This is a genomic window from Pseudoalteromonas sp. SA25, assembly GCF_011378705.1.
In the GTDB taxonomy this organism is placed as follows: Bacteria; Pseudomonadota; Gammaproteobacteria; order Enterobacterales; family Alteromonadaceae; genus Pseudoalteromonas; species Pseudoalteromonas arctica.
Window position 1 is genome coordinate 70,461 of the sequence record NZ_WTKV01000004.1, and the last position, 15,356, is coordinate 85,816.

9 protein-coding genes are annotated in these 15,356 nt (G+C 37.2%); 4 read left to right on the forward strand and 5 right to left on the reverse strand.

Translation table 11 applies throughout. The features are described 5' to 3' along the window. Window positions 1-10 precede the first annotated feature (10 nt). The 4 genes from GQR45_RS04590 (at window position 11) to GQR45_RS04605 (ending at window position 3,363) form a co-directional block, all read left to right on the forward strand. The gene (locus GQR45_RS04590) at window positions 11-976 is read left to right on the forward strand and encodes an ester cyclase (protein WP_165725248.1); all 966 of its coding nucleotides are present in this window, start codon (window positions 11-13) and stop codon (window positions 974-976) included. Between the two features lie 9 nt (window positions 977-985). After that, window positions 986-2,089: a nuclear transport factor 2 family protein gene (locus GQR45_RS04595; RefSeq protein ID WP_165725249.1), complete on the forward strand. Its 1,104-nt coding sequence runs from the start codon at window positions 986-988 to the stop codon at window positions 2,087-2,089. Then, a complete protein-coding gene (locus GQR45_RS04600; protein ID WP_165725250.1) occupies window positions 2,086-2,940 on the forward strand; it encodes a hypothetical protein in 855 nt (284 codons plus the stop codon). The genes GQR45_RS04595 and GQR45_RS04600 overlap by 4 nt, the downstream gene beginning before the upstream one ends. A 105-nt stretch (window positions 2,941-3,045) precedes the next feature. After that, window positions 3,046-3,363, forward strand: coding sequence for a hypothetical protein (locus GQR45_RS04605; protein ID WP_165725251.1), 318 nt, complete (start codon window positions 3,046-3,048; stop codon window positions 3,361-3,363). A 77-nt stretch (window positions 3,364-3,440) separates the two neighbouring features. On the opposite strand, the gene GQR45_RS04610 is transcribed toward GQR45_RS04605, so the two are convergent. The 5 genes from GQR45_RS04610 to GQR45_RS04630 all read right to left on the reverse strand — a co-directional run bounded on the left by GQR45_RS04610 (window position 3,441) and on the right by GQR45_RS04630 (window position 15,344). Then, window positions 3,441-5,846, reverse strand: coding sequence for a TonB-dependent receptor (locus GQR45_RS04610; RefSeq protein WP_165725252.1), 2,406 nt, complete (start codon window positions 5,844-5,846; stop codon window positions 3,441-3,443). Between the two features lie 337 nt (window positions 5,847-6,183). Beyond that, window positions 6,184-8,538 carry a TonB-dependent receptor gene (locus GQR45_RS04615; RefSeq protein ID WP_165725253.1) on the reverse strand — a complete coding sequence of 785 codons (2,355 nt, stop codon included), beginning with the start codon at window positions 8,536-8,538 and terminating at the stop codon, window positions 6,184-6,186. Between the two features lie 619 nt (window positions 8,539-9,157). Beyond that, window positions 9,158-12,271 carry an integrase gene (locus GQR45_RS04620; protein WP_165725254.1) on the reverse strand — a complete coding sequence of 1,038 codons (3,114 nt, stop codon included), beginning with the start codon at window positions 12,269-12,271 and terminating at the stop codon, window positions 9,158-9,160. Next, the gene (locus GQR45_RS04625; protein WP_165725255.1) at window positions 12,241-14,778 is read right to left on the reverse strand and encodes a hypothetical protein; all 2,538 of its coding nucleotides are present in this window, start codon (window positions 14,776-14,778) and stop codon (window positions 12,241-12,243) included. Before GQR45_RS04625 ends, GQR45_RS04620 begins: the two co-directional genes overlap by 31 nt. Next, complete coding sequence (locus tag GQR45_RS04630) at window positions 14,775-15,344, reverse strand: hypothetical protein (RefSeq protein WP_165725256.1); 570 nt, start codon at window positions 15,342-15,344, stop codon at window positions 14,775-14,777. The genes GQR45_RS04625 and GQR45_RS04630 overlap by 4 nt, the downstream gene beginning before the upstream one ends. Window positions 15,345-15,356: the final 12 nt, after the last annotated feature.

Below are 15,356 nucleotides of genomic sequence, written 5' to 3' on the forward strand. Positions count from 1 at the left end.
GGTGAAATAAATGAATATTTTAGAACAACTTTTTGAAAACTTCAGCGCTGCAAAATTACCAAATCAAGCATTGCTTGCTGATACCGTTCAATGGCAGGTAAGCTACCCTTTTGAACCAATTACATCTAAACAAAATGTAATTAATAATTACTTTGGTGTGCTTAAAAACTCATTACCCGATATAGAACGTAAACCCTTTATTTCTATTGAGGGCGACTACAAAGGCGAGCAATGGATATGCGCAACAGGCTACTTTACCGGCACATTTACAAAACCGTTATTAGGTATTCCAGCCACCGGTAAAAGTATTTTTATTCGCTATAGCGAAATGGCTCAAATAGAAAACAATAAAGTAATTAACGTTTATACCTTTTTAGATTTAATCGATGTAATGAACCAAGTAGGTGTAAACCCGCTGCGTCCAAGCTTAGGTTACCCGGGTTTAATAATGCCCCCCACTACACTTGATGGTGTGCCTGCTACAGCTAAAAACGACGAACTAAGTAAAGCCAATGAACAGCTCGTAATCGATATGCTTACTGAGCTTGGCCGCTACGATGGTAAAGATCTGTACAGCATCAATTTAGAAAAATACTGGCACCCAGATTTTATTTGGTATGGCCCTGCAGGTATAGGAACAACTCGAGGCATTAGTGGTTTTAGAGAACACCACCAAGCTCCATTCTTAAAAGGGTTCCCTGATCGTGGGATCAATAAAACACTCTGCTTAGTAAGCCACGACAACTTTGTAGCAACGGGCGGTTGGCCGCATATGTACGGCACTCATACAGGGGATGACTGGCTTGGTTTACCTGCATCGGGTAATAAGCTGTTTCCGCGTGTTATGGATTTTTGGCGCTGCGAAAACGGTATTTTAAAAGAGAACTGGGTCGCTATCGATATTCCTCACTTATTAGAGGGAATGGGTATTGATATATTCGAGAAAATGCAAAATAAAATAGCAGCAGCAAACTAAGAGATATTTATGAGCACACAAAACACAATTACCCAACCTTACTGGCTGCCTTTATCAAGCGTATTAAATCCGCAAAGTAAAAAACAGCAAACGCTTGTCGGGTTTGACGAAGAGTTTGTTGATATTGTTGATTACATTTTACGAATTACGCACCGCATTTGGGAGCAAAAAAACATTGGTTTATGTTATCGCTATTACGCTGATGTATGTCCTGTTTTTACACTGGGTGCTTACGGCGAAAATATTGAAGATGTTATTCAAGGCACACTTAAAACCATTGCCGCATTCCCAGATAGAAGCCTAATTGGCGAAAATGTTATTTTTTCAGAAGATGGCAACGAGCATTATTACTCATCACACTTAATTAGCAGTGTGATGAGTAATACCGGTAACTCAGAATTTGGCCCAGCTACAAATAAAACAGGCCGAGTAACCACCATTGCCGACTGCGTTTGTTTTGAAAATAAAATAGTAAAAGAATGGCTAGTACGCGACAACGGCTTTTTAGTTAAACAACTTGGCCTTAATATTATCAATGTAGCCAAACACATGGCCAAAGTACCAAGTAAAGAAAAACACATACAATGGCTTGATGAAGAGTTTACCCGGGTACAAGCAATTGATCACCGCACGCCAAGCACTCCAATTTTAGACGGTGAACTGGCCGCATTTGCGCATAACTGGCTAGATACGTTATTTAACCAAAAGCAATTTGCCAAAATACACGAGTTTTATAGCCTAACGGCCACACAACAATGGCCAAGTGGCAGAATGGCAACCGGCCTTGCACAAATAAATGGCGTATTTATACAATTTTTTGCTAATTGCCCTAATGCCAAACTAACCCTCGACCACTTAGCAATTACACCCTTTGATGAAAGCACTACAGATGTAGCAATTCGCTGGTCACTTGCGGGGCATTTCAATCCACAAAGCTGTGAATTAAGTGAGCTAAAAAATCTTCCTTATTTTGTGTTGGGCGCCTCACATTTACGCATCAAAAATCAAAAGATTATTGAAGAAGTCACCGTTTTTGACGAAGTTGCGCTACTCGCAAACCTATTTAGGTCACACGCATTAAATAGCCAAACAGAATTGGAGGTAAATGCATGATCAACGCAATTATCGATTTATACACCAAAGCAGATATTAAAACTATTTCAGGTAAATTGTTACGTAGTAGCCGTTGGCAACAACATCACTTTACCGCGATGGGGTCATTGCAAGCACAACCGCTATGGCTTGATTTTTTGGCGCAATATGGCGTATCAGAATTAATATCTAAAACGCACAGTAAAGGCCAGGAACTTGAGACTTTACAGCTGATATTACAACCTAAAAAATTACTAAAACCAGTAAGACTTTCGTTTGTAATTAAGCACAATAATACCTTCATAAAATCAGTAAAATGTGTTGTTGATACGCTATTATTGGCTAACAACGAATTTACAGGTGAGGCAAGTAATAATTCGCTGCTGATCCCTAAGTTACCTAAAAGCGACCCTATTATGGTTTGCGATTTAGATAACCAGCTGCACCCTACGACCTTTCATGCAACGCCCAGTGATATTTGTGAATTACCAACGCAAACTGCTGAAATATTAAATAATTGGTGGCAAATTTGGCAGCTTAATAACTTAGCTAATTTTGAAAGTGTTTATGCTAAAAATGCAGACGTTATTTTTGCTGGCAGTAACGAAACACAATCAAAAGATGCACTGTTAAATTGCCATTTAGCGCTTTCACAAACCCTAAGCAGATGCTACGCCCAATTAGAAACCGTACAGTTTGACAGTGCCTTAAACCAAGCAACAATTTGCTGGACACTCGATGGGACTTTTAATGCTAAAAACGTACGCGTTCGCCAACAAATACTCACCGTTATTACAATTACTAACACTCTAATATCAAGCGAAGTAATGCAATTTGACACCCTCGCGTTAAATCAGCAATTCGCACTGTAAACACTTTTTACTTCCCTTCAAGCGCTCACTGAGCGCTTTTTTTGTTTATAATTTTAACTTTTTTAGGTACATTAAACCTTAAATTATAATAATTAAAGACAATAAATGAAGTATCTCAGTATCGGTATCGTCTTACTTTTAACTGGCTGTCAATCTACGCCTACATTATGTGAAGTAGAACCCAACGCGCTATTGTGCGACTCAAATTCTTATAATGTAGCTACGGTAAATGCATTAACCACATTCGAGTCAAGAGCCGGCAGAAAAGCATTCGCACTAGGGAAAACCTATAATGGTGGCGAGTTTTATGGTTTTTCAGAGGGTTACAGCTCACAATCTAAAGCAAATACAAGAGCCTTGGATGAATGCAAAAAAATACTCGCTAAATATGATAGTAATACTCAGTGCGAGCTAATTCGCTAGCTTTTTTAAATAAAAAAGCCAGCTAATAAATTATTAGCTGGCTGAGAGTTATGGCGATTTGGCCATTTTAAGAAACGTTAAAACTGATATTTTAAGCTCGCGCCCCACGTACGCGGGTTGCTCCAGTTTGCTTGTACTGAGTTAGCTGGTAAACCATCAACAATTTGTGAATGCACCACACCACGCGTTAATATGGCTTTGTCACCAATATTCTTAACGTATGCTTCAACCTGTACGCTGTCGTTTATAAACCAGGTTAAACGCGCATCAGCCATTAAATGCGCATCTACTTTTACCTCTGGAATGTTTGTATCAAACGCGTAGTAATCGTCTAAGTAGTTCATTTGAATATACGGCACTAAGTACGAGTCGCCCCCTAAACTAAACTCATAACGCGCCGAAAGCCCCATGCTGTACTCTGGAGCCATTGCAGGTCGCCAGCCTTCAAAACTAAATTGGCTAGAATTATCATTTATATCTTGGCGGCCACCTTGGTTACCCAGTGCTAGTAACGGACGAAGTTGCTCGTTACCCACAGCGTAACCATCTGCAAATTCGCTATCCAATAACGATAACGTACCCGTAAGCGTTAAATTATCAACTGGTACCCATTGAAGGTCGGCTTCCAGGCCTTTAGTTTCTACGTCACCGCCATTTTCGTAATACTCAAATGTTGTGGCTGTACCTGCAGACACACATTCTAAAACAGTATCACCCGTTGTTGTATCGTTACATGACGTTGCAAACAACTGTGCTTTTACGTCTTCGTACTTATTCATAAATACCGACACATTTAAGCGCATTGCCCCATCTAGCAAGTAGCTTTTCAGACCCATTTCGTACGAAATAACATCTTCGTTATCATAAAGTGGGTCTGCACCACGTGCTACCACGCGCGAATCGTTTGCACCACCCGTTCTGTAACCAGTGGCTACGCTTGCATAAGCCATTATGTCTTTGTTTATGTCGTACTCTGCAGCCGCTTTATATAACATTGCAGAATCATCCCAATCGGGAATGACATCACCAGTAAACGTTTTATCGTCTTGGTTAACACGCAAACCACCTACAACACGTAAGTCTTCACTAATTTGATAACGTAACTGCCCATACGCTGCGATAGATTTAGCTGTATGCGGGTCATAATCTGGATTCCCCCACGAAGGCACAACGACAGAGTCTGATACACCATCACCTGTTGTATCTGCATGCGATAACCAGCTCCAATCTGCTTCTTGATCAAAGTAGTAAAGTCCACCAATCCACGAAAAATCAGAGTCGTCATTATTTGATGCAAACTGTAACTCAGACGATAATGTTTTTTGGTCGTCCACTCGCCCAAAACCACCTACAAAATCAATACCGCCATCGCTATAGTCGTTGTCGTAGTATTGCTTGCCGTTAAGGGTTGAATAGTTAGTCGTCCACTTAATATCAGCAAAGTCGGTATACCACTCAAGTGCTACTGTGGTCGAAAAGCTTTCTTGTTTATCAAGCGAAAAGCTATTGCGATAAACATCATATGGACCAAGGTCGTCATGTTGCGTATCACTTGGCTGATAAATATGCCCAGCTGTAATTGTAGGGTTAGGATCAAATATGCCGGAGCCAGGTGACGTTTCGCTTATTTGGTAACCCGCAATTTGCTGATAGCCCCAAATAGCTTCTGAGTTTGAGTTTTTACGCGAGTAGTCAAAACGTACCGTTGCGTTAAACTTATCGTTTGGTTGCCACTTAGTGACATTACGCATATAAAACTGATTTTTTTCGCGTAAATCATCCGAAGGCCCTGGAATCACTAAGTTATTGATATAGCCATCGTGACGATCAGAGGCCACTACAAAACGGGTCGCGAGCGTATCGCTTACAGGTATATTTATAATACCCTCGTAAGCACTGCGGTTATAACTCCCTGTTTCAACTTTTATACTCCCCAGTAAATCGTCAAAAACAGGTTGATTAGTAATTATATTAATACTGCCAGCAAAGGTGTTACGTCCGTATAGAGTACCTTGTGGGCCACGCAGCACTTCTATGCGCTGCACATCCACCAATGCTCCTAAACCAGATGAGGTAGTCGGTACGTAAATACCATCTTGAAATATACCGACTATTTGCTCAGCAATACCGGTGCCTGCTACACCCACCTCATTAGTGCGTGCGCCGCGCATTGCAGGACGAACCTCACCACCGGATGACCCCATACGTAAACCCGGTACAACCTGCTCAAGACCCGTAACATCAATAATACCTGCACGGGCTATATCAGCCTCCCCTAGTGCAGTGATTGATGATGATACTTCCTGTAGATCTTGTGAGCGACGGTTTGCAGTAACGGCTATGCGTTCAATGGCTGGTTCTTTAATTTGCTGCTGAGTTTGTGTTGATGTTGCTTCTTCGGCGCTGTGAGCATTCATTGTGGTTGCTGTAATAGCAGTTGTTACAGCAAAATGAACGAGAGTCCGTGTAAATTTAGCTTTCATTATAATTATTCTCCCGAGTTTAAAACGTGTCTACTTCTCCCCAACTCTACATTTTCAATTATTACAGTAAACAAACTGTATCAATTGATAATGCATTGATACAAAATAGACTTCGAAGTCAAAAAGATCAACAACTTTCTGCCTAATAATTAACCTGAACTATAAAAAACATAAATAACAATGATTTAAAATCAAAATAATCATGATTTCGAAATCTATAAAATAAAAAGGCCAGCAATACAATATTGCTGGCCTTTTAAATAATATCCAATTTTATTAATAACTTAACTTTAGTTAGACCCTAACCGAGTATAAAGCAGTTAAAACGATAACTGGCTTAAAAGTTATAACCTATTCTTACGCCATAAGTGCGAGGATTAGCATAGTCAGCAGCCGCTACGTTACCGCCAAAGCGAACCGTTCTAAGCAAGATAAGTTCATCGCCTGCATTTTGAACATATGCGCGTACAGCCCACTCATTATCGGCCGAATACCATGCAATACTGGCATCGTATTTTTGATAGCTACCTTGCGTACCAAACGAAAACGGGAGATCGTTGGTCGTATACGAATCCGATAACTGAATACTGGTAGCAGGCACAATGCGGCCTTTATCACCTAAATCAAACTCGTAACTCGCTAAAAGGGTAATGTTATATTTGGGACTTAACTGCACTTCGTTACCGTCAAGTTGCAGTAAGTTATCTACGCCATTTATAGTCTCTCCGCCTTCTTCAAACACATTTGGCGTAACAAAGTCACCATAAGTAGAATCTGTAAACGCGGCACGTGCACCTAGGCGCAATGCATCACTCGCTTGCCAATCAATTTCAAGCTCAAGACCAGCTGCATCAATTTCGCCCGCATTACCAAAAAATGATACCGCCGTACCGCCTACATTTTGAAAACGCGTAGAAAGTAAATCTTCGTATTGGTTGTAATATAAAGAGGCGTTAAATCTTAATGAATTATCAAGCAGCATGCTTTTAAAGCCTACTTCGTAAGCCGTTACTGTTTGCTCATCGTAACTGTTTTCACCGTTAAAAGCGCCCTGTGCATTACCAGCTAAAAAGCCTGTAGATACTGTAGCGTATAGTAGCTGATCGTTTGTTAAGTCGTGTTCAATACCAACTTTCCACGTTACTTTACTCCAATCGCCATCTGCATCTTTTACCTCTAACTCTGAAAAATCGATCGTGCTTAAATCATTGGTATTTTGACCGTAGATATCCCACTCACGTTTATCATTTGTGTACCTTATACCTGCTATACCGCGTGTATCATCACTAAATGCGTAGTTACCTTGAAAGTAAGCCGCCGCTGATCGCGTTTCTAGCTGAATTTGGTTTAACCATGGTGCATATTGAAGTGCTTGAGGCTGCGTTGTATCGGGTACATTATCAACCACAGCTCCGTAGCTCGCATTTAAAAAAGCGTTATCTAGGTCCTCTGAAAATAAGTAAATACCAGCCACCCATTCAAAATCACTTTCGTAGGTAGAGCTAACTTGTACTTCTAACGAGTTAGTTTTAGATTCAATTGCGTTACCATCTACTGTGGTTGCATAAGTCGAAAAATCACCATCGGTAAGGCGTGTTTCTTCGTAATCCATTGAGGCTGCAATTACTTTTAAATCAACCGACTCAAGCGACCAGTTTAACTCGGCACTAAGACTTACATCGCTCACATTGCGTGATGGCTTATAATCAAACTGCTGAGTAAATGGGTCTGACGATACACCTTGGGCAGTATCAAGCCCAGGCGTTGCTGCATTATCTAGGCCTGCACCAAAACGACCACAATTACTGCCACACACATCATCTCGACCAATGCGCTGAGTTAATGGTGCCGATAAGCTTGTTTTACCTGTCGCAGGGTTTAGAGGCACACCTAAAATATGGTAACCAAAAGCACCGCCGCCATTTGACTCGTCCTGCCACGTTTCTACTTTTACATTTAAATTTACATCGTCGTTAAATTCAGTAAATACTTGGCCACGTAAAAAATACATATCAGCATCTTTTAAGCCTGCTGATTCATTAAATGAATTCTCTACGTATGGGTCGCGTATTTCTCGCACCCCAGTAAAGCGTACTGCGGTATCATCGGTTAAAGCGGCATTAAAAAAGCCTTCCCCCCTTAAATGACCATAATTACCAAATGTTGTAGCCATACCACCTTCGGTAATATCAAGCTCTGGTTTTTTAGCTATTACATCAATTGCTCCACCAAATGAGTTACGACCAAACAACGTACCTTGCGGGCCGCGTAGTACTTCAACACGTTCTAAATCAACAAAGCCAGCGAGTGCTTGCCCATGGCGTGGGCGATAAACACCGTTAGAGTAAAATGCAATAGCAACATCATTAGCCTCTACTTGCTCTGTTCTGGCACCGCGCATAGCTGGACGGGCATCGCTCCCCGACACACCCGACTTTAAACCTGGCGCTAGGCTATCAAGGCTTAAAATATCGGTAATGCCATTTTCGAGTAAATCTTTAGCCGACACCGCAGTAACTGCTAAAGGCACCGACTGAATACTTTTAACTCGCTTAGTAGAGGTAACAGAAATCACCTCCAGCCCTTTATTGGGGTTTAATTTTGCTTCTTGTGAAAATACAGATGCTGAGCCTAATAACGCCGTATTTACAGCAGCAAAAATAAGTGTTTTACGTAAAATATTTGTCGTCATGAGATAAATTCTCCACCTGTTGAAATGAATTTTATTAAGCATTTATGGACGCTATGATCCACCACCGAATTTTTATTATTTATAATTATTAAAAACGCAGTATTTAAATGACTATTTTTTCGACTCATAAAAACTACCGCCTTTTGCATTCGAATGCAATGAAAGTTATTACACTATTTACATCTAAATAACACTCAATGTAAAAACAAAAATCAACAGTAACTTAAACAACTATTAATCATAGGGTTATAAATTTAAATTTAAATTTGAAAACTGGTTTGACCTATCCAGGTGAGGTGGTCAAAGAAAGGAAGTATTACAAATACGTATAAAACCAAATATTTAGACTTCGAAGTCTATCTGTTGCATGAGAAGTTATTCAGGCAACTACACTAAACCAAATTACGATTAAGTTTAAGGTGATGCGTTATAAACTTAAACCCAAGTTAATTGACGCTAGATACGTATTTTCGAATAAATAAAATAACTACGGGCTAAAGACACCGATGTAACAACTATCATAATCCATTTTTGGAAAAGACTTACTCGTAGCAAAGTCGATAAAGTTCTTAAAAGAATGAGTTAACGTTTTAAAATACCTAAACTTAATTTGAAGCTTTTAAGGGTCTTCGCCGGCCCTATAACTTATAATAAGCAGCAAATGAAGAAAACTCATTAAGCTATGGTGGCGCCTCGACTTTTTATATGTGCCTTTACTACCCTTTACTGTAATTAATAATCCAACTTCCAAAAAGCCATTGCCATTATGTTTACCTAGAAACCTGCCCTCCTCAATTGAGGCGCTTTCGATGTGACTATCGCTTAATCCAAATGAAGAAACTAATTGCTCCCAGTAAGACCCCGCTTGAGTAACATTTTGATTTTGTAAATCTACTTGATGAAAACGAAATTTGAAGTGGCTCGACTTTAATTTAAATTTTATACATAAATTTAAAAAGTTGCGTATTACTTGCTCATCAGGACAACGAAGAGCGAAATTCTTCCCTGCAGCAGCATATTTCAATATTTGTAGGGCATCAAATGCTTCACTAAGAGTTACATTTTTCTGACTTAATAAAGTATCAAATTTCTGACATAAATAATAAAATGCTTTTTGTGAAGAAACTCTTTTTAAGTCATCTTTAGTATTATCTAAACTTGGGAAGTTAGGAATTAAGGGCAGCTTTTTACCTTTCCTAGGATATTCTCTGCTTACACTCAGAGCGTTATCATGTAATTTTTGAACTTGCTCCACAGGGAGTGAGTAACTCGATGCTGTATCGTGTACTGAGTTTAGTTCTAGCGATTTAAGAGCATTTGCATAATCTAACATTCTTATTTGCCCATCAGCTTCAAACTTTTGTTTAAAACCTTTAAACGATGGTGTGATTAAATCACTAACCTTACCCGCATATTGGATCGAATAGTCTTGCTCTTGTTTTTTACTATAAAATTCAATTCTTTCAATTAAACTTTCACCTGGCATAAACTCCTTAAAATTAGCTCTCCCTATACATTCAGATAAAAAATACTTAGATACTGTATATGTTTGATTCATTTGTGCGCAATGCTGTATGTCTTTTAAGTGTAAATAGCTATTTAGTGTCGACACTGTGACTTTATGACCAAGTAAATGAGACAAAAAAAACATTTTTGAACGAGTATTATCTTTAACTTTTAATCTTTTGTTAAAGTGAGTAATAAAACTTTGATCAAATAAGTCATTTTCAAATATAGATAAATACTGCCTTCCCGTTAATACCAAGTTTGAATTTAATCTGTACCAAGTCCAATTAGCAAAGCTATGTCTTAGGTGATGAATTCTTAGAGTATGATCCTTAGTATAGTAATGCAGTAATTGCGTTAATAGCTCGTATGCTTTATTTACGCTAACAGAGCAGTTAAATAACAATGAATTGGATGGCTTATTTTCAGTGTTTTTTTGAACGTCATAAAAGCTTCTTAGCTTGGCTAAATGCTCTTTTGGCCATAACGCATCTAGGGGTAGTTCTCTTCTAGCTGAAGGTGTTTTTAAACCCCTTATTTTATTTGGTCTGATTGATAGTAGAACCCAATCATATTCACCTTCATTTGGCTTTACAGGTGAAACCTGAATATCACCAAAGTACAGCTTAGCGGCTTCATTACGGCGCAAGCCACTATAAAAACAAAAACACATTAATAAATATGCATATAACTCAACCGGACTGTTATTGAGGCTGTCACTTAAATATTCAAGAATTGCGCTTGCATGACTTGCTGAAACTAGATTAGCATCAACTTTACTTTGGACAGGAGCTATATCAAGATCGTCAATACACAAGTCTTTGACAATTTCAGACTCTATTAAAAACACAGAAAAATAGTATAAATACTTTTTACGTTGGGCAGAATTAAAATACTCACTCGTATCATTTAACTTTATTGCCCAATCTGACGCTGATATTATTGCTAGATCAGTTTGAGTAAAAACGGTTAAAAAAGGTTTACTGATACTTTTAACATAATCAATTACTGTGTCTACTTTTAACTTCTTTTTAGTTACCCCTCCCTCTTTCAAAAGATAATAAAGCCAACCACACAAAATATTGAAATAAATACTATTTTTATCATTTCTCAATTCTTGTTCAACAAATTTAATGCACTGTGCCCTTGAAGCCCTTTGGCCATTCAGTTCCCTCAAGTTTTTATAGGTATACTCTAACTTAACTATTATTAATTTAGGCTCAATATAATCAAAGCTGTCACTATCAAATGACAATAACTTATTAAGCTCATTAAATTTCTTAGGTTGTTTTGCGATTTCGTCTGCAACTAATGCCTTATTACTTATTAACCTTAAAAAAGCTGTTTGAGGTAGCTCGTTACAGGTACTAGCCCGTAAATACATCTGATAGTCGATAGGGCTGAGGTTGATTATAGTATCCATTTTTCTAAGTGTTCGTAATTTCAGAAGTGACAAGCTTTGCCAGTTTGTACCACTAGCTTCTGTTAAAAACGTTGTTATAAATTCACTTAATCTATTTTTATTTACTCGTATTTTCTCAAACGGCTTAATGAAGTTTTTATGATGTAATAATAAAAGGACAACAGCATCACATAGTACGTATCGTCGTTCCTCTTTTTCGGTTTTCCTATACCAAAATACTTGACCACCTAAATACATTAAAGCATCCGGGGCATTTATGATTGTAATAAACTCGTCAAACTGAACACCTGTTGTCATATATAAAAATAAAACTAATCGGCCATAACTAGCTTCTTTTGACAAATTAGCAGTTGGTGTTTGTAGCTCTTTACTTAATATTGACTTAATTTGTAGTGCTATCGGTAGTTTTATTAATTCTACTAGTGATAACATAGGTTTATCGCGCTTTAGTACGACGATTTGAGGGACTTTTGAAGATTCAATACCGTGATGCTTTAACCCATAATTTAATATAGCATCAATAAGCATGAGCTGAAGGTGTTTAATCGTTAAGTCTTCTTTTAACCGTGACTTTAAAATGTTCATTTCACTAGAAAGAACATTCTCATCGGATTTTTTAAAATACCTAAGCATTAGCATGCATAGCTTTTTATATTCGTTTAAAAAATCACCATCGCTGAATCGAATTCCAAAATCATTATCTGAGCAGTTTCTATAAGCATTTACAATCTGTTGAAAACATTGATGGAACTTGCCTTGCTTCTTCAGTTCATTTAAATAAGATCGGACTTTAGAGTTTGCCATCCTACCCCCTTAAATAACTTATCTAGAATAGGTAACAATTCATTTACAAAATCAGTGTGATTTAGTGTCGAATAATCAGCTAAAGGAACCTCACCAGACTGCCAATGACCCATTTGAAAGTTTATTAGCTCTGAATTAACGTTGTTATAAAGCAAATTACTTTTAAGCCAATGTCTTCCTGCATTTGCAGGTATTTTATGTTCCTTAGGTAACTTGTGAACTAACTCTGTAGGAGAAATACCTTTAGTAACAATTCCTGCTCTTTGTCTTTGAAATATGAATAAAGGTCCATGATTTATACGTGAATTTCTGATTAGCTTAAACCACTGACAAGATTCTTTGTAATTGAGATTTAAGCTTTTAGAAGCGGCATTTAAAAAGTCATCAATTGACTGGCATAACTTGGGCTTTAATACTCTTATTAACCCTCTCAAACAACTAAGGTGTTCTTGATAAGCTGTGATTTGCGCATTTAAAATAGAAGGTAAACAAACTAATCTAGAATGCGTAAAATCACTATCATCTTTATCACTTATCCCCATGAGGTTTAGCGTTGGAAAATACAGGGAAAAAGTGGGTAACGGGTTCCAAACAGCCCGATAACCCGTTCCAAACATTAACATCCATGCCGTATAGACTGTAAACGCGTTATGGTATTTTAAGATTGCATCAAGTTGTTTTAAAGAGTTTAACTTGGTGTTTTTAACTTCTAATAGTAAAGCTGCTATGAGGCTCTTAACTGTCATATTCTCTGGTGTGAATTTAGAACCAAGCATGCGATTACGCTTATCAAAACACACTAATTCAAAAAGTTTTATAGGGAATTTCTCTTTACAATAATCATAGTAATCAGACTCAACTTCTTGCCAAAACTCAAATAGCCTTTCACAGCGCGTAACATCATCAATATTGCTATAGCTTCTAGATACTCGAGTAGAATACATTTTTACATCGTAACTAAAGTCTATATAAATAGGGTCTATCACACCTGTTGCATTAATATAATTTCCAATAAAGTTGCTAATGCTATTGATACTTAGTCTTCCGCTATAAGCTCTATCTGATACCTTTTTAAATTTTTTGGCTAAACTGCTTTCAAGTTCTGCAAAATTGTCTACGTTAATAAGTAAGCCTTCTTTTCTGCCCTTCAAGTATTTAATTATTAAATCTGTCAAAAATGTAGGACAGGCAGTGAATACACCATTTGCTGTTTTAATAAGACCAACTTTTTTAATCGTTGGTTTAGCGGTTTGAGTTATAGGGAAATACCACCAGCCTCGACCATTTCCATCAAGAAACAAACCTCGTGTTTTGTCATCTATTTTATTAAATATCTGTAAGCTTTCTATCTCATGTAACGTCTTACCCATTAAAAACATCAGCCATCCCAATATTGCTAGCTCAATATTTTTATCGGAACGGCCATACTTATTTAATGTATCAAATAATAAGCCCAGTTCTGGCGCCTTTAATAATCGCGTATCTTGGTAAGCAATATTATGAGCTCGGTGCACATTGCGAGTTATATCTATTTGTTTTTTCTTCTTTGAGGCGGGACTAAAAATCATTTCAATGCTTTGATGATCGGTTTTATCCCTTTCAGTATTGCTTTCATTGTTATCAATTACAAAAGGCATCTGAACCTCATAATCTTCAGGGTTAAGTCCCTCTGTATCTGATAAAAAGTTTAAATATGGTATTAAAACTGACAAATTATCAACAGCCCCAGTAATAGGTAAAGTATTAGGTTTTTTATACCATTTAGCGATGGAGCCTCTGTAACGGCCTCCTCTTTTATACAGTCGAGCTGGTTGCCAGTCATTCTTATAAAAATGAATTAAAGTATTTAAATAACCTCTATCCGTTACATTATTACTATATATATCATTATTAATAATTAACTCTAACTTACTCGCGATTGACGAAGCTGAATCAAGGTAGTTTGTTAATATTTTATCTTTATCTGGTTCGAAGGCTATATTGGACTTTTTCATTAATAAGCGAAACTTATTACAAACCTCAGCTTCTCTTGTTGATGAGCTTGTAGCTAATTCAGGATCGATGAGTGTATGTATTGTTTTAAAATAATTACCAATAAAATTAGCAAGAAGATTTAATGATTTTGAATCTTGCTTATACTCATATGATTTAATAAGTAATACATAGAATGGTATCTCATTGCACCAACCATTTTTATATGTGCTGCGATTAAAACTCTCTCTTGAGCTTGCATCTAGCTCAACTCCATACTCATTAAAGGCATAATAAATATACTCAGGAAGATATAGCTCACTTTTAGTAAACTCCCATAGCTTCTGTGACGCATCATTCATCCTTTTTAATAATAAAAAAACTTGTGATAAACCACTCAAATCTTCAGGAGCACTTATGCGAGAAGTAAAATCATCAAAGTCAGATTTTATATCCTCGATACTGATTTCCAAGTTTACCGCTTTGCAATACAACTCAATATGCTCAAGAAGCTTAACTTTTAGCATACCCGTCATAATTTAATCACTTTTGTACTAATTTTAAGCCATTTACATAATTCTGTTTTTGTTTTAATAGCTGGAAATAAGGTACGCCATTCTGTTGAATCAATTACTGGTTGTTCACCTTTGAATAAGCCAATAAGTAACTCTGAGATTAAAGGACCGGATGCATTAAAGTACTGCTTAAAAAGTAGTCGAACAATATCATTAAGAAAAATTAAACGTCTAAGATCGGGTGATGGACGATTAGGAAGGATCAAACATGGGACAAGTTGATTTGACTGTTCTTGAAGTCGACAAACTTTATGAAATGTAAATAAGCCAGAGACTAGTTTCAACTTTTCGTTATCAGTTTTATATCCAATTATCGGAGCTTGATAAGCATCAAGTTTCCAAGTAGTAATTGTATCAAAGCTGTCGTTTGAACTTGGTTTTAAAAACGAAAATAAATTTATATTACTGATTAAATTATCTATGGTTTTTTCAAGGGTAATATTTTCTGCGAAAATATACTCAAATGTAGACTTGTCTAATAATTCATCGATTTTTTCTAGTTTAATTTCTACATTATCTTTAATCATGCTAATCACCAA